At 46.9% G+C, this 16,170-nt stretch carries 14 protein-coding genes; 4 read left to right on the top strand and 10 right to left on the bottom strand.

Annotated elements, in window-relative coordinates; all coding sequences use genetic code 11:
* The first annotated feature begins 451 nt into the window (after positions 1 to 451).
* The gene (locus QWY27_RS06365) at positions 452 to 2,314 is read left to right on the top strand and encodes an amidohydrolase (RefSeq protein WP_290195842.1); all 1,863 of its coding nucleotides are present in this window, start codon (positions 452 to 454) and stop codon (positions 2,312 to 2,314) included.
* A gap of 140 nt (positions 2,315 to 2,454) precedes the next feature.
* On the opposite strand, the gene QWY27_RS06360 is transcribed toward QWY27_RS06365, so the two are convergent.
* Genes QWY27_RS06360 through QWY27_RS06330 form a run of 7 tightly spaced genes read right to left on the bottom strand, consistent with a single transcriptional unit; the run spans position 2,455 to position 9,155 of the window.
* Positions 2,455 to 3,618, bottom strand: coding sequence for a mandelate racemase/muconate lactonizing enzyme family protein (locus tag QWY27_RS06360; RefSeq protein WP_290195841.1), 1,164 nt, complete (start codon positions 3,616 to 3,618; stop codon positions 2,455 to 2,457).
* Positions 3,619 to 3,664: 46 nt separating this feature from the next.
* Complete coding sequence (locus tag QWY27_RS06355) at positions 3,665 to 4,039, bottom strand: RidA family protein (protein WP_290195839.1); 375 nt, start codon at positions 4,037 to 4,039, stop codon at positions 3,665 to 3,667.
* A gap of 29 nt (positions 4,040 to 4,068) precedes the next feature.
* Entirely contained in the window at positions 4,069 to 4,632 is a 564-nt protein-coding gene (locus tag QWY27_RS06350) for an SRPBCC family protein (RefSeq protein ID WP_290195838.1), read from the bottom strand.
* A gap of 3 nt (positions 4,633 to 4,635) precedes the next feature.
* A complete protein-coding gene (locus tag QWY27_RS06345) occupies positions 4,636 to 5,133 on the bottom strand; it encodes a (2Fe-2S)-binding protein (protein WP_290195836.1) in 498 nt (165 codons plus the stop codon).
* Between the two features lie 5 nt (positions 5,134 to 5,138).
* A complete protein-coding gene (locus QWY27_RS06340) occupies positions 5,139 to 7,448 on the bottom strand; it encodes a xanthine dehydrogenase family protein molybdopterin-binding subunit (RefSeq protein ID WP_290195834.1) in 2,310 nt (769 codons plus the stop codon).
* Positions 7,435 to 8,322: an FAD binding domain-containing protein gene (locus QWY27_RS06335; protein WP_290195832.1), complete on the bottom strand. Its 888-nt coding sequence runs from the start codon at positions 8,320 to 8,322 to the stop codon at positions 7,435 to 7,437. Before QWY27_RS06335 ends, QWY27_RS06340 begins: the two co-directional genes overlap by 14 nt.
* A gap of 14 nt (positions 8,323 to 8,336) precedes the next feature.
* Positions 8,337 to 9,155: an alpha/beta fold hydrolase gene (locus tag QWY27_RS06330; RefSeq protein ID WP_290195830.1), complete on the bottom strand. Its 819-nt coding sequence runs from the start codon at positions 9,153 to 9,155 to the stop codon at positions 8,337 to 8,339.
* A 150-nt stretch (positions 9,156 to 9,305) separates the two neighbouring features.
* Here QWY27_RS06330 and gcvA point away from each other — a divergent pair, with 150 nt between their 5' ends.
* The gene (gene gcvA / locus QWY27_RS06325) at positions 9,306 to 10,199 is read left to right on the top strand and encodes a transcriptional regulator GcvA (protein ID WP_290195828.1); all 894 of its coding nucleotides are present in this window, start codon (positions 9,306 to 9,308) and stop codon (positions 10,197 to 10,199) included.
* Positions 10,200 to 10,234: 35 nt separating this feature from the next.
* Here the strand turns inward: gcvA and QWY27_RS06320 are convergent, their stop codons facing one another.
* On the bottom strand, positions 10,235 to 11,260 hold the full coding sequence (locus QWY27_RS06320) for a Bug family tripartite tricarboxylate transporter substrate binding protein (RefSeq protein WP_290195827.1): 1,026 nt from the start codon (positions 11,258 to 11,260) through the stop codon (positions 10,235 to 10,237).
* Between the two features lie 437 nt (positions 11,261 to 11,697).
* Here QWY27_RS06320 and QWY27_RS06315 point away from each other — a divergent pair, with 437 nt between their 5' ends.
* Complete coding sequence (locus QWY27_RS06315; protein WP_290195825.1) at positions 11,698 to 13,107, top strand: putative bifunctional diguanylate cyclase/phosphodiesterase; 1,410 nt, start codon at positions 11,698 to 11,700, stop codon at positions 13,105 to 13,107.
* Positions 13,100 to 13,552 (top strand): BLUF domain-containing protein, encoded by a 453-nt coding sequence (locus QWY27_RS06310; RefSeq protein WP_290195823.1) that lies wholly within the window; start codon positions 13,100 to 13,102, stop codon positions 13,550 to 13,552. The genes QWY27_RS06315 and QWY27_RS06310 overlap by 8 nt, the downstream gene beginning before the upstream one ends.
* A 20-nt stretch (positions 13,553 to 13,572) precedes the next feature.
* Here QWY27_RS06310 and budA read toward each other — a convergent pair whose 3' ends face one another.
* Positions 13,573 to 14,424: an acetolactate decarboxylase gene (gene budA, locus QWY27_RS06305; RefSeq protein ID WP_290195822.1), complete on the bottom strand. Its 852-nt coding sequence runs from the start codon at positions 14,422 to 14,424 to the stop codon at positions 13,573 to 13,575.
* 24 nt (positions 14,425 to 14,448) lie between these two features.
* Positions 14,449 to 16,122 carry an acetolactate synthase AlsS gene (gene alsS / locus QWY27_RS06300; RefSeq protein WP_290195820.1) on the bottom strand — a complete coding sequence of 558 codons (1,674 nt, stop codon included), beginning with the start codon at positions 16,120 to 16,122 and terminating at the stop codon, positions 14,449 to 14,451.
* Positions 16,123 to 16,170: the final 48 nt, after the last annotated feature.

The following is a 16,170-nucleotide window of genomic DNA, read 5'->3' as shown; positions in this document are numbered from 1 at the left end:
TGGCTAATCCAGGCAGTCCTAGGATAGAATCGATGTGGGACATCGGTATGATCTCCATTAAAAAATGTTTCTTCGCAAAAACAAGTTTAATGAATACCGTTGTCCCCCGTTAATGATGTAGAGCCAAGAGTCGTAAAGCGAATATGCTCTACGACTCTTTTTATATGAAAATACGGGTTGTATAAAAAGAGCGTTTTAAGATTGCGTGCACAAAAACCTTGCACAGCGGATAAATCACCATATTGACCGCACGATCTCGGCAACCGTCATCTCCCCCCTGAGAAAGGCTTAATCTTTCAAAACAAGCTCCTTGGCCTTGGCCACTAGGCCCACTCAACGCCCAGCGTGCAAGCAAAGATAGTAGGCAGTCTCCCTTGCCAACGAGCATAATGCAACGAGTGTGATGAAGGGATTGGTAGGTTTAAGAAAGTAGATTCTGCTACGTTTCATCATGAAGCTTGCCTTAAACATTCCCAGACTCTTTGGTAAAACCGCTTTTTCGTCCATTGGAATAGATATGAACTACAAATCAATTCTTAAGACACTACCTGTTGTTTCGCTATGTAGCCTTTCTAATTTGGCATTGGCAGAAATACAGATTTTGAAGGCTGCAACCATTATTACGATGGACGAGAAAAATCCACGTGCTGAGGCCATTGCCTTTGATACCGTGACAAAAAAGATTACAGCTATTGGGTCGCTTCAGAATGTACGTGCCAGTGCACCAAATGCAGAAGTACAGGATTTAGGCTCTACCGTACTCATGCCTGGTTTTATTGATCCACACAATCACCCGATTTTGTCGGGAATTACGACACAAGCACCTGCCTATTGGATTGCACCATACGTTGGCGCGAAAACCTGGGCAGATGTCCAAGCAACCATTAAAAAAGCGGACGCAGAAGCTCCAGCCGGCAGACCTTTGGTATTCAATGGCCTGGACAGATTGTTGCAAGAGGCTCCTTTGCCAACACGGGACGTGCTGGATAAGTTATCGCCAAGCGGTCGTGCAATTATCGTGATTGATAATTCTGGGCATGCGGTTTACTTCAATACTGCAGTTGTCAAAATTTTAGGCTGGAAAGATGACAAGCCGCCTGCCAACCCAGTGGGCGGCAGCTATGGTCGATTTCAAGACGGCACATCCAATGGCGTTGCCAATGAATCGGCAGCTTTGATGGCAGTGATTGGTCCGATCCTTCCCAAAGCAATCCCTCACATTTTGCTCTCCAGTGCGCGGTGGTATGCGTATATGGCCTCAATGGGCATCACCTCGACATCCGAGCATACTTACAACACTGGCATGTATAAAGGTTACGAGGCATTAGCATCCGTCCCGGACAGCCCAATAAGAATGCATGTCTATCACATGGCAATTGAGCCGGATGCAGGCGCGAAAGTAACCTGGCCTAATCCCAGCATGGTCCGTAAAAATGGCGTCAAATTGTGGGCGGATGGAAGCCCATGGCTGGGAACAGTTGCACAGAGTTTTGGCTATTTAGATAACGCCAGGACCAAACAGGCGAATATTCTCTTGGGACCACTGTTCGAAAAGGGCATGAATTACACGCGCGGGCAACTCGACCAATTGCTAGATCAATACGCTCCTATGGGCTATCAGATGTCGTTTCATTGCAATGGCGACGTTGGATTTGATGTAGTGCTCGACGCATATGAGAATGCTTTAAATAAATACAATCTCATTGGAACCGATCACCGCTGGCGTGTTGAGCATTTAGGAGCGGCACGAGCAGATCAATTTCAGCGTGCAGAACGTCTTGGTGTCACTGTTTCAATGGCGCCATTTCAGTACATCTACTGGGGAGATCTTTTAGACGGCACCATGTTTGAGTCTAAATACGGTGCTCAATGGCAGCGCGTTGGTGATGCGATGAAAATGAAAACACGCACCACATTTCATAACGATGGAACGGTATCTCCTCCAGATACTTTAAGAAACATTCAGCACATGGTGACGCGTACCACTTCTTCGGGCAAGGTTCATGGTGCCAATCAGGCTGTATCCCTCGATGAGGCGCTTAAAGCCTCTACTATCAATGGCGCATATCAACTGAAACGCGATAAAGAAATTGGTTCGCTTGAAGTGGGTAAGTATGCTGATTTGGTAGAGCTATCGGCCGACATTACTGCCGTGAATCCAAACGAGATTGTCGAGAAAGTAAAAGTCCAAGGGACATGGCTGGGTGGTAAGAAGATTGATATTGCGAAATTTATTGAACAAATTACTGCGATTGATCCCACAGAGCACAAGGACTTGGCAAACTCAGCTATAAAGAATTTTCATCGCCATTGATTGATGTTTGACGAAATCTAATACCACCTTCGTGAACTGCACCCCAAAAGTTGGACACCAATCCAACTCTTGGGGTATGTTTCATGGACGATTACAAAACGGATAGCTCATATCCGTCTCGTTTCGCTGAATACCAAAGATTACTGATCAACAATGAAACCGTCAAAATGCGGACGCATTGAAATAGGTTTCACGAGAGGAGGTCTGATTTTATCGGCGTCCGGCAAAATATTCATGCCCAGACCGGGACCATTTGGAATATCCACAAAACCGTCTTTTGGCAGGGGCACCTTGTCGACCACATTACTGCCCAGATGAATCGGCAGCGATTCAAAAGTTCCAGACTCGAACCCTGTCGCGTATTCTTGAATAGCAAAGTTTGGAATGGCCGCGGCAAGCTGTAGACACGCGGCTAAACCGATTGGTGACAATGGATTGTGTGGAACCACCTGCACTTGGTGTGCCTCTGCGATCGCAGCGACCTTTTTCGCGCCTGTAATACCGCCGCAGAGGCACAAATCGACTCGCGCATATTCGACGCCACCTCTGGCCATCAGCATTTGAAACTCATAAATGTTGGAGAAACGCTCGCCAGTCGCAATCGGAACATGAATTTTTTCTGCGACACGAGCCATCGCATCATTACTCTCAGGACGAATAGGATCCTCGATAAACATCGGATGTGTATGTTCAATCCCTCGTGCGAAAACAATGGCTTCGGCTGGTGTCAAGCGCCGATGGATCTCCAGCAGTAAATCAACACGATCGCCTACCACTTCGCGCATGCGCTCAGTGTTCTCGATTGCGTCCCGCATTTTCTTAATGTGCGTTTTGAAGTAGACCTTATCGTTCCCCTCGTCCAAGAAAGGATTGAGGTGGCCAAAGGCGGTAAAGCCGGCATTCATTTTTACCTCACACTCTACCAACATCTTTTCGATCGTGCTCTCGTAGATATGACCGTAAATACGCGCTTTAGTCCGCGCAGCCCCGCCTAGCAATTCATAGATCGGCACATTTAAAGCCTTTCCTTTGATATCCCAAAGTGCCATATCAATGGCAGATATCGCGGCATTTTCTGCTAAACCTTGAAAATAGCTGAAGCGATGCATCACATTCCAGTGATGCTCGATCGGATAGGGATCCTTACCCTCTAGGTACTCGGCAAATCTCTTAATGCACGCCCCAGCAGCTTCGATATGCCCCCAAGTGCCTGCCTCGCCAAAGCCAGTAATCCCCTCGTCCGTCTCAACCCGGACGAACATGAACTGACCCACATGCCAAGGAACGACTTTAACGATCTTCATATGGATCCTCTTAAATTTGACTGATTATTGATCTTGAACCATAAATTTATACTTTTTTCTCAACAACCAGTTGGATTTCAACCATAAACCCGTAGTGGAGCTCGGAAACAGGTACCACTGCGCGAGCAGGTTTGTGGTCGCCGAAAATGTCTGCATAGATCGCGTTGAACTCTGGCCAGTTGGACACACCCACAATGTATGCTGTGCACTGGACCACGTCATTGAGCGTATTGTTTGTAGCTTTTAAAATATTTGAACAGTGTTTGAATGAGGCGCGAACCTGACGCTCAAAACTATCGACCTCCCCTTCCGCAGGCTTTCCAGGCAACACTCCAGAAACAAAGATCAAGCCTCCTGACTCGACGGCATGACTATAGTGACCAGCAGGTGCGGGAGTGTGAGGTGAGAGGATCAATTTCATTCTTATTCCTTTTTTAAAATCTTGGTAGCTTAACGAGTCACAAAATAAACAATAGTGGCAATGACTGCAATCGCAGCCAAAACAATCCACTTTCCTTTAAACGCAGAAGGCGCCTCAGCACCTGAGGAATCCGGCTGACCACCACCATCGGCAAGTAGAGTCACACGTTCTTTAAATTTTTCAAAAAACATATCTGCCATGCGTTTAGCCACGCCATCAATTAAACGTGCGCCAACCTGAGCAAGACGACCGCCGACCTGTGCCTGAACAGAATATCTTAATCTAGTCTGCTGACCCATAACTTCAAGGCTCACAACAGCATGTCCTTTACCAGACCCGGCTACTCCACCCGAACCTTCAAAACTGATTTTGTATGACTCAGGCGCATTAATCTCTGACAGCAACAGCTTACCAGCGAACTTAGACCTGATCGGACCGACAGCCACCTGCATGACAACCTTATACTGATTGTCTCCAACTGAATCAAACGATTCACACCCTGGCACGCACTCCCTCAGCACGCTGGGATCATTCAGTGCTTTCCAAACGCTCTCACGAGGCAGGGCGATGACTTGCTCACCAATTAACTCCACTTTTTAACTCCCTTGCTTTAGCTGTTGAGCACTGCGGATACGTTGACCTGCCAAACGGACCGCTTGAATAATCTCCGGGTAGGCAGCGCATCGGCACAAATTTCCCGATAAATAGTTTTTGATCTCCGCCTCAGATGGATCAGGATTTAAAGAGAGCAATTCTTTGCTCATCAATATAAATCCTGGCGTACAAAAACCGCATTGAAATGCTCCACTCTCAAGAAAAGCCTGCTGCACGGGATCAAGCTGTCCATTAGCGTCGAGACTTTCTATCGTGACAACATCGCAGCCGTCCAACGCTGCAGCCAGGGTCAAACAACCACTGACTGTTTGTCCATCCACCACAATCGTGCAGCAACCACAAAGTCCCTGGGCACAGCTCTCACGGGCACCATATAAAAAGAAATCCGAACGTAGCAACTCCAATGCGCTCAAATGACTGTGAGTTGTGACGTGAACAGGTTTTCCATTTAACTTAAAACTGATTTGTATCGTCGCCATAATCATCACTTGTCTGATTGAAAGAAGTTGCCGTTGACGTTTTGATGGATCGCTCGACAAATCTGCTCATATTTCATCGGTAAGGTGGTGAGTCTGACTCCAACAGCATCTTCAATAGCCTCCGCAATGGCAGAAGCCACACCGAAGGCGCTACTTTCACCCACACCTTTTGCGCCATAGGGTCCGTTGTGCTGAACGGAGTCCACTGCATGCGAAGTCATCACCAATGGAGCATCGTGAATGCCAGGAATTTTGTATTCAGAAAATGAGGCATTTCTCAATTGACCGATTTCGTCAAATACCATTTCCTCATAGAGGACTGCACCAAGCTGCATGATTGCTGCACCTGTTAATTGCGAAGCAACAACCTTTGGATTGAGAGGTGTACCGCAATCCACCACGTTTTCCATATGCAGAATTTTGAATTTTCCAGTATCCACATCAACTTCTACTTCGACACCTGTGGCACCTATCATCCAGTTAGGCGTAATGTTGGTAGACTGTCCTGTCGATTTGTCAGGCGAGATGTAATCAGGCACAAACGACCCAACCCCGACAATATTACCGGCCTGCATCCCATATTTTTTCAACAGCAGCTGCCTTGGGCTGAGCGTTTGATCCGCGGATACACCTAGAGACTCAGCCAGAACACGCAATTTTTCTACGACTTCTTTGGTAGCGAGTCTGACCGCATGTCCCATATGAAAAGTCGATCTCGAACCTAAGGTCGCCATGTCATAGGGCGTCACATCCGTATCCGGATGAATCACTCTCACATCTTTTGGCTCCAACCCAAGCTCTTCGGCCGCGATCATCGCAAGCAGCGTATCAGAACCCTGACCCATATCCACGGTGCTTGAATAGACGAAACAGCTCCCATCCGCGGCCAAACTAACCACAGCCATTGAAGTCGTCGGTGCGACGAGAGCCTTAAAACCGATACTGATTCCTCGACCTCTCTTGAGTTTTTCCGTACCTCGGTTAAAGGGTTGATCCCATTTCATGCGTGCGGCTGTTTCATCGAGGACCTGAAGCAGGGCCGCATCTTTCATGATAGTGCCAGTGGGATGGGCAACGCCTTCTTTCAAAAGATTCATTCGGCGAAACTGCACAGGATCAATCTTTAATGTCCGAGCGATAATGTCGGCCTGACTCTCGTAGGCCCAAACAAGCTGAGGAATACCAAAGCCTCTGAACGCTCCTGCCGGCGGTAAATTTGTATAGACCTGATAAGAGTCGATCGCCACATTCTCGATGTCATATGGTCCCGAGGACGTAAAGCCCGATTTTTGGGAAACGCGTGGACCGATATCTGCATAAGCGCCTCCGTTCCACCAAACCTCACATTTTCGACCAAGAATACGACCTTCCTTTGAAACGGCTGTCTTGATATTGAATGACGTAGCGTGTTTTGTGATCGTATAGAACTGCTCTTCCATGCTGATGGCGACGCGCACAGGTCGCTTGACAATCAAGGTAAGCGCAGCCGCTAAGGCCTCAAGCTTGATGTAGAGTTTGGCTCCAAAGCCTCCACCCAAAAAGGCGGTCTTTACCCTGACCCGATTTTCTTGCCATCCTAACAATCGAGCGATTTCAATCCGCACAAACGAAGGACTTTGTGTCGCTGAATGTATTGTCAGACCCGTATCGGTCAACTCGCCAACTGAGACCATCGGCTCTAACGGCGTATGCATCAATTGCTGTGTTTTAAAAGTATGCTCAAAAACATGCTCAGCTTTTTCAAACGCCTGCTCAACATCTCCGCAACGTAATTGAAAATCAAGCGCGATATTTGTATTGCGTTTGCCAGCTATGTGCTTGAGATCAGGGAAGGTTCCTGCAGGCTTAAGCTGCTCATGGACAACCACTTCCGATCGCGCGGCTTCGATTTCATCAAAAACAGCAGGTAACTCCTCGTATTCCACCTCAATCAAATGCAATGCTTCCTCGGCGATATGAATATCTTCAGCAAGCACGACCGCCACAGGCTCTCCAACATAATGGACCTTTCCGATCGCCAAGATTGGTTGATCATGGAATGCGGGACCATAATAGGGATCAGGAATAATCTTGCATATATCCTCAGCAGTAATCACTGCATAAACGCCCGGCAATTGCACTGCAACCGATGTATCAATTGAGATGATCTTTGCATGCGCAACGCTACTGCGCAGAATTTTTACCTGCAACATATTCGGTAGCGTTAAATTATGAATATATTCAACACGACCAGTGACTTTTGACTGTCCCTCAAGTCGATCTGTTCCGTGTGTAACATGCTTAAGATTAGTATTCTTATGCTCAGTGGTCTGCATGATCGCTCCCCGCACCTTGAACATTCATGGCAGCATGAATGACACGCCCGACGTACACGCTAATGAGATGTTTTTTGTAAGACGAAGATCCGTGCGTATCATCTGCAATATCCAAGCTGTGAGCCGCCTCAATACCTGCTTGTGCGAGCAACTGATCGTTGATTTTTTTACCTTTCAACATTTCCTCCGCGTGACTTAGGCGAGTCGGGCGATCTGTCGCTGCACCGACAATCAGACGTATTTGACTGATTGTGTCCCCTTGAGCCTTCAGACTCACGCCGATACCAAGAGCCGGCCAATCATGCGTCACGCGAGTGGTGACCTTCATATATGCAGAAAGCTGTTCCCCCATAGGAGGAATGATTATTTCTGAGATCAGTTCGTCAGTTTTCAGCACAGTCTCGTAATAGCCCGTGCACAGAGTGTCTACAGCGATTTCACGCGACCCCCGCGAACTGGTCGCAATCAGCCTGGCGTTCAGGACGCTTAATACGGGAGGAAGATCCATGTGAGGATCGCCATGAGCCAGATTGCCACCAATCGTTGCAACGTTTCTAACGCGTGGATTCGATAACGCCCGAAACGCTCTAGTCAGGATAGGCCAACCTTTTGCAACAACGGCCGAATGTTCCAGTTCTGTCAATCGCGTCAATGAGCCAATGACTAATTCGCCTGCAGCATTGACCTTGATTTCACGTTGTTTACCTGCGATCCGATGCAAACTGATCAGTTTTGTTGGCCGCATCACGCCGGCTTTCATCATTAACATGATCGCCGTACCACCACCCACAGGACGAACATTCGGATCATCCGGATCTAGCAAACCGACAGCTTGCTCAAAAGTCTGTGCAACCACATATTCAAATGGAGCCATGACAATTCTTTCCTTTAACGCGAGGCTTGAATGAGGTTTTCGATCGCCGAACAAATGATTTCGGGATTTTCCAGCGGGGTGAGATGTCGCGAGGCGGGAATGATTGTCAGGATTGATCCTTTTATCCCTTGGTGTAGCAGCTCTGCCATGGCGACCGGGGCCGCATAGTCCTCCTCGCCAACGACAATCTGTGTCGGGATATGCAGGCCAGACATTCCTGAGCGTCCGTCGAAATTTCCCATTGCTAGACAAGTCGCCGCATAAGCGTTGATGTCATTTTCAAGGAAAATTTCAATACACTGATCAACGATTTCAGTATGTTCGTTTCGGAATTTTTCACTAAACCACCTGGTTTTTTGAAACTCAACCAAGCTTTTCAAGCCATAATTGACGGCTTTATCCGCTCTCTCAGCCCAATCTTTAGGAGCACTCGGACCATACCAGGCCGTCGTGTCTATCAAACACAGTCCCGATGTCACATCAGGGAAACTCGTCGCATATTGCAATGCAATACAGCCCCCCATTGAGGCGCCACATACAATTATTTTTTTAAAACCCAGGTGATCAGTCAGTCTCTTGAGATCTTGCGCAAAGAGCGCGATTGAATATGGGCCCTCCGGCTTTGAGGACTGACCATGCCCACGCACATCTACCGCGATGACACTCACGTGCCCGGCAATATTTGGAGCGACAAGTTTCCAGAAACGGTGATCCATTGCCAGAGAATGCACAAGCAACACACAAATTTCAGTACTTGTCCCGCGATCAAAACGCTGATACTTTAGGGATGTATCTTTATCCAGCTGAAAGTTACTTAGCAATGGCTCAGTCATATTTACTATATTAAAAATTTGATGGATGAAAGTCGGATGTAGTTGGATATGTTCCTACAAGCAGATACGTCCCGCAAACGACAATCTTTGAGCCTGCCATGAGTAAATTTCATTCGCCTGACCAACTGACTTTTTGTGAATGAATCATCGATGCCCAAGCACTTTCCGACGCTCAATGCACTACGCGCTTTTGAAGCAACAGCCAGACATTTGAGTTTCACTCGCGCTGCGCACGAACTTCATCTGACTCAAACAGCGATCAGTCATCAGATCAAAGAACTTGAGCGTCTGCTGGGCGTACAGCTTTTTGAACGTCGTCAAAATACGATTACGATGACATCCGTAGGGTCCGACTATTTGGAAACAATTCGTCCGGCACTGGGCTTGATTGCGCGAGCCTCCGACCGTGTCTCTAACAAGGGAGCTAATACCCTTCATATCAATTGTTTGACGGCCTTTGCCGTTCAATGCCTATTACCTGCCTTACCTGAATTCTGTAGTTCGTATCCCGATATCGACATCCGACTGACACCTGTCAACGCAGCTGAAAAAGCAGTGCATTACGATTTTGATATCGGCATTTGGTATGGGATTAACACCACGCCAGAGCTTGATGTCTTTGAACTATCCAATGACATTGTTTTTCCAGTCTGTAGCCCATCCTATCTTGGGAACAGCAATCTCAGCCAGCCTAGCGACCTAAGTGAACATACAATCCTCAGGTCCTTGTCGCCCTTGATAGAGGATGACTGGCCAAGTTGGCTTAAGCACGCCAGCCCACAGAAAATTCCCTTTAAAAAGGAAATCTGTTTCGACGGACTGCTACTATCCATTGAGGCGGCAATCCACGGACTCGGCGTTTGCCTCGGACGTGATCAACTCGTTCAAAAAGAACTTGATGCCGGCAGACTTGTTGAGCCGTTCAATATACGCTTGCCATTGGATACGGGATACCATATCTCCTGTCGCAAAGAAAAAACCGAGATCACTAAAGTTAAAATCTTCAGAGAGTGGCTTCAGTCCAAGTTCGGTCCGTCTTGCTGATCAATCAGAAACACGAACCGAGCTTCAGGTCTTTTTTATTGGACAGTAACTTTGGCTTTTTCTACGACTTCTTTATATTTTTGTGCGTCTGATTTAATGCGTGCCGTAAAGTCGGCGGAAGACATCCCGCCAATTGTCGCGCCATTTTCAGCGAATCTCTTTTGAACATCGGGCGACTGCAAAGTTTCAACGACGGCCTTTTGCAATGTGCTCAAGACATCGTTAGGTAATCCCTTGGGAGCAAATAGACCCACCCAATTTGATGCGTTGACATTGGGCAAACCGGACTGTTTGGTTGTCTGCCAGCTTGGATCATATTGAGACTGACTCGAGGTTGTTAAACCCAGTACCTTGACACGACCGGACTTCACATGCGGCATGACTGCCGGTATTGCAACCACACCCAAGGGCACCTCGCCACTTGCTACCGCAGCGACCGCTGGTGAACCGCCTTTGTATGGAATATGCACAACATTGACCCCGCCATCCACCCACAACCACTCACCCGCCAAATGATTCACGCTCCCGTTTCCTGGTGAGGAAAAAGAGAGCTTCCCGGGATTTTGTTTTGCGTACGCCAACACTTCCTTAACTGAGTTGTATGGAGTGTTGCTATTGGCGACGAGCAGCATAGGTGTATCGCTCACCATCGTGATGGGCGTAAAGTCACGCTCAAGCTCATAAGGAACATTTGTAAATAAAGCAGGGTTACCTGCAAACTCTCCTGTGTGCGCCATCAACAGTGTGTAGCCATCCGGAGCACTCTTAGCGGCCGCACTCACAGCGATAAAGCCGTTACCGCCCGGGCGATTTTCCACTACAAAGTTCCAGCCCAAGCGCTCAGTCATTTTTTGAGTCAACAAACGCGCAGTGATATCCACTACGCCTCCAGGTGCAAATGGCACAAGCACTCTGATAGGTTTATTTGGATAGGCTTGGGCTTGAGCTTGCGCGCCAGCGCTAATTCCTAGCATTGATACTGCGCTCAAAACGGTTGTCGCGCAAATCTTTTTAAGTGTCGAACGCTTTGATTGTCTGGTTCGAGCTGTAGCGAGTGTCATGTCTGGTCCCTTGATTTTTATATATATTCTCCTATGGTGCTTAGGTTAGAGACACATCGCAAGCGATAATTGTTCATACCCTCCTCAAGAATGCTCATACCAACCAGACAAAGCAAAACTAAGTATTTAACTCATTCGGCAGATAATTAACCAATAGCCTACCTTTTACAAAAGGATAACGGCTAGTCGGATACATCGAAAATATCTCGAATAAATTGAATCTGAATATCATGACTGAATTGATTCATTTTTTTAAGAACCATCAAAGATAAATCGAAAATTTTGAGAATAAATAGTCCTCAAATTTTAAAAATTTAGACTGTTTTAGAAAGTGCGATCACCATTTCGAAATGCCAAGATAATATTTAGCTGGCATCGTAAGCCTCGGACACCGGTTACTATCGCTAAGGATTATTTTTTAGCCCAAAACCATTGAAGTGAACGCTAAAAAACAAGAGAACGAAAAATTGACAGATGAAAATATAGATGTACGATCAAACGCGGGGTTCATTGACCCTCTGACTGGCCTGGCGAGTCGCACTGGGCTTGAAAGTTATCTTCAAAATTTCGACTTCAACAAGGAGGATACGCCTCTTTGCATATTGACCGTTGAGCTTTCACGTTTCGGAAACGTAAATGACAGCATGGGTGCCGAGCTTGGCAATAAGATCATTATCACAATCGCTAAACGTTTACAAAAAATATTTCCGAATGCCGGACTCATTGCTCGAACTCACGGTGATCACTTCTGCCTTGCATTAGAAGGCACTGTTGATATCGGTCAGCAAATCGAATTACTTAATAACTTTACACAACGGCCACTTGCCTTACGCGGTGAGATCATTGTGTTGAGTGTTCGCGTCGGCGTTGCAGTGTTAGGGGCTCTCGTAGAATCTCCTTCGTTATTAATGCATGCCTCAGAGATTGCCCTGCATAAAGCGAAGCGCGAACAATTAAAGACTTATTTTTATGAGCGTGAACTAGAAAGCGAAGCTAAAGCGTCGTACCGTCTTGAGAATGATTTAAGAATCTCACTGGTAAACAATCATGTTGAATTGCACAAGGCAATTAACAACAATGAGTTTCGTATCATGTATCAACCAATCGTCGATACTGCGACCAACAAAGTACATGCACTGGAAGCCCTCATTCGCTGGCATCATCCAAAACGCGGGCTAATCTCGCCAATGCAATTTATTCCGATGGCAGAGAAAATTCAACTCATGGATGTAATTGGCAGCTGGATTTTGAGACGCGCTTGTTTAGATGCCATGTCTTTTTCATTGAATGCAGACGGCAGTCAACCCGGCGTCAGTATTAATCTCAGTGGGGCTCAGTTTCTAGAGACTGGCATACTGCTTAACAGTGTCGCAATCGCCCTTCAAGAGTCAGGCATCACGCCTAGACAAGTGAAATTGGAGATTACCGAGTCTAGCTCGTTGAGTGCGGAAAAAATCGCGATTATCGAAAGCTTGCGCTCGTTAGGATGCATGATAGCGCTAGATGATTTTGGTACAGGTTACTCTTCACTTACCCAACTTAATGTACTACCACTTGACTACATCAAGCTTGATCAATCTTTCATTACAGAGATTGGAGGAGATGAAGAGTCGCACAATCTTAGAAGTCAACGTATGACCAAGGCAGTGCTCTCGATTGCCAGTGCTCTTGAATTAAAGCCAATCATCGAGGGAGTAGAAACTGAATTTCAGCGAGCATTTCTTGAACTAAACGGAGCAAATTTAATGCAGGGTTACTTGTTTGCAAAGCCCTTGGCACTTGAAGATGCGAATAAATTTATCACGCAATTTAGCAAGAAGATGTCTGAAGGAGATCACCGTGTCTGATCTGTATAACTTAGCTTACATCAGCAAAAATACAATTAAAGGTACACCAGATGAAACCTTGGAACAAATTCGTAAAATCTTGGCTTCCGCTCACCGAAACAATCCTGAAAAGAACGTGACAGGTGCGTTACTTTATTCAGGCGGATATTTTTGCCAAGTTATTGAAGGCGAAGAACATGTCCTCGAAGAATTATTTGAAACGATTCAAATGGATCCGCGTCACGGCGACATTACCGTTCTTCACTTCGAACCAATTGAGTCGCGTGGATTTAGCGAATGGGCAATGGCACTGGCTGGTATTGAGGAAAATATGCGTTTCGATATAAAAGGTGTGCGCACATCAAAGGACGAATTACAAATGAAAGAGACGGGTCGCGATCTAGTCTCCGTGCTTGAAAAAATGGTTGCGCAACATCAGTCAGTACTGAATTCATCCACTAAGTGACTCTGCTGTTTACTGAGTCATTACGCCCCTTCAGCCTTTTTAAGCGCTGCGGCAGGATCAGCAGAAAGATCCGCTTTCAGGAAACCGGGCGACTCAGGAAGAGCCATCGTCAGCTGATTGGCATCCATGACTTGCAGCTTGAGATTCTTTGCGCGAATGCCCAGGATATGTCCACCGTGTCTATGATCACTTGACAACAAATGTAAGTGATAGCCTGGAATATTGAATGTACGCGCGTAAGTCGGTGACCAAAAACCGAGCAAAGTACCTTGGATATTTTGAAGCTTGAATTCAGCTTGATGACTGGTCGCCGTCACAAGATCAGTGCCTGGTGCGGATTTACATGCCACACGATAGTGAATGTCGTCAAAGACACCGTCAACACGAATTGCAGTAAACAGATTATCTGAGCGTCGCAATTCATCTATATGTGTACAAAGTTCTTCCCAACTACTGACTGAGTCAATCACCTTTGTTCGGTCCGCCTCAAACGCAGCACTCACCCAAAAAGGCGCAGAAGCTGTGTCTGCAGGCTCGCTGACAGAACCATCTCCCAAGGCCTGAAACACGTGCCCATCCAGCATCATGCCTTCACCATCGAGCATATCAAAAGTTCCGAGACCGAAATCTCCGTGACTTTTAATCGTGCCGACGTTTACGCACCCTTGATATACGCCCTGAACCAATGCTGCAGAGGTGGATATTTGGTAGAGGGTGTGATGTTCGATATCCAGAGATTTAGAAAGCGCGTCTTGCACTAGATGATCAATTGTTTCACCTGTTGCAAGACATCGCTCTTGGATAGCCTGATAAAGAGATTCTGAGAGGTTGACGTTGATCGTCTGGCTACCAGGTATATTGGCTTTAGGCATATTGGCTGATTAACCTTGTGAAATTTAGTTCACAAAACTTTGAATGACATTCTGCATCAAACGTTGGTTTTGACTATAGTCGACTGGTACGTGAATCAGCACAGGAACATCTGATTGAAAAGCTTCCTCGAAAATCTTAGGTAAATCGTCGGCGGATTTGACGCTGTAACCTTTACAGCCAAAAGATTCCGCAAACTTGACAACATCGTAGTGCCCAAGCTGAATACCTGCCGTTTCTCCGTAGTGTGCCTGCTCTTGGAAGGCCACCATATCAAACGAGCCGCTATCCCAAATGACGTGCACAAATTTTGCGCCTATCCGAACCGCTGTGGCAAGCTCCGTTGCGGTAAAAAGGAATCCCCCATCACCGGATGTCGTGAGAATACGATCGCCTGGATAAAGCAAACTCAATGCAATACCCCAGGGTATCGAAACTCCCAGTGTCTGTTGACCATTACTGACTAACACTTGGCGTGAAAAATCCGCTGCACAGTAACGATTTGTCCAAATGTAATTAGAACCCACATCAAGCGCAACGTGCGTGTTAGGCGTCATTTGCTTTTGTAACTCGTGCACAAGTCTCAGCGGCTGAACAGGGAACTTGTTCATTGTCTGACCTTCAGCGAGCGTATCCTGGATTTCCTTGACGGCTGCGCGAGCAGCATTGACAAAACCAGGATCGAGATCGATTTTCACTCCATTTGCCAACGCATTGAGTGACTCGCCGATGTCACCTATGAGTTCTGTCACAGGCAAAAACGCGTTGTCCTGTTGTGCCGGAATAACATCCACACTGATAACGGGACGCTTGACGTTTGTATTCCAGATCGACGGATCGTATTCAATCGGATCGTAACCGATGGTGATTACAGCATCTGCTTGATCAAGCAATTTGTCGGCTGGTTGATTGCGAAACAAGCCGATGCGTCCGCCATAAGTGGCCCCGCTTGCCTTTGCGACCCAGGCTCCTGCGCCTTGGAAGGTCGAAACATACGGAATCTGAGCATGTTTGAAAAAATTGATTAGTCCGTCAGCCGTATCGGGATGTGAAGCTTGCATACCCAAAATCACGATAGGCCGCTTGCTTGCGTTAAGAATACTCAACGCCTCGGAGATGGTTGATTGTGCCGCCGCACCCATGGGCAATGGCTTACCCCAAGAGGCTTGGACATCTCCGGGATAGTCTGCAAGACCAACATCTTTAGGCAAGGACAAAAATACAGCCCCTGGTCGGCCACTTTCAGCCACTCTAATTGCATTGCCAAGTACTTCACCCACTTGATCCGCAGAGAGGATCTCCTGTGAAAGCTTGGTAGCTGCTTTCATCAGACTGGTCGCGTCGAGCGATTGATGGGTTTTCTTTAAGCGCTCACTGACGGGGACTTCCCCACCAATTGCGAGCACGGGGTCGCCTTCACTGGTTGCGGTAGCCAGTCCGGTTGTCAGGTTGGTCACGCCTGGTCCGGATGTAGCGATACAAACACCGACCTTACCCGTTAAACGGCCAAATGCTGCGGCCATAAAGGCGGCATTCTGTTCATGCTGACACAGAATAAGTTGGATGTTGGAGTGTTTAAGCGCAACAAAAAGACTGTCGATCTTAGCGCCTGGTATGCCAAAAACGTGTGTCACGCCATGGTTTTCAAGCATGGTAACAATAGCGTTTGAACAGTTTTTTGTGTTGTTTGGCTCGATCATCTTTACGTCCAGTTGTTGTAAGTTAAAAATTTAATCAATTGAGTATGC

It is taken from the genome of Zwartia vadi (assembly GCF_030410375.1).
Taxonomy (GTDB): Bacteria; Pseudomonadota; Gammaproteobacteria; order Burkholderiales; family Burkholderiaceae_B; genus Zwartia; species Zwartia vadi.
The sequence above is the reverse complement of the archived record's forward strand: the minus strand, read 5'-3'. Positions and strand labels throughout refer to the sequence as shown.

Coding starts and splice junctions, on each gene's coding strand:
- QWY27_RS06355 (WP_290195839.1), bottom strand. CDS start 4,039: ATGAAATTGATCCTCTCACCTCACACTCCCGCACCTGCTGGTCACTAT.
- QWY27_RS06345 (WP_290195836.1), bottom strand. CDS start 5,133: ATGGCGACGATACAAATCAGTTTTAAGTTAAATGGAAAACCTGTTCAC.
- QWY27_RS06335 (WP_290195832.1), bottom strand. CDS start 8,322: ATGGCTCCATTTGAATATGTGGTTGCACAGACTTTTGAGCAAGCTGTC.
- QWY27_RS06330 (WP_290195830.1), bottom strand. CDS start 9,155: ATGACTGAGCCATTGCTAAGTAACTTTCAGCTGGATAAAGATACATCC.
- QWY27_RS06320 (WP_290195827.1), bottom strand. CDS start 11,260: ATGACACTCGCTACAGCTCGAACCAGACAATCAAAGCGTTCGACACTT.
- QWY27_RS06365 (WP_290195842.1), top strand. CDS start 452: ATGAAGCTTGCCTTAAACATTCCCAGACTCTTTGGTAAAACCGCTTTT.
- QWY27_RS06340 (WP_290195834.1), bottom strand. CDS start 7,448: ATGCAGACCACTGAGCATAAGAATACTAATCTTAAGCATGTTACACAC.
- alsS (WP_290195820.1), bottom strand. CDS start 16,122: ATGATCGAGCCAAACAACACAAAAAACTGTTCAAACGCTATTGTTACC.
- gcvA (WP_290195828.1), top strand. CDS start 9,306: ATGCCCAAGCACTTTCCGACGCTCAATGCACTACGCGCTTTTGAAGCA.
- budA (WP_290195822.1), bottom strand. CDS start 14,424: ATGCCTAAAGCCAATATACCTGGTAGCCAGACGATCAACGTCAACCTC.
- QWY27_RS06360 (WP_290195841.1), bottom strand. CDS start 3,618: ATGAAGATCGTTAAAGTCGTTCCTTGGCATGTGGGTCAGTTCATGTTC.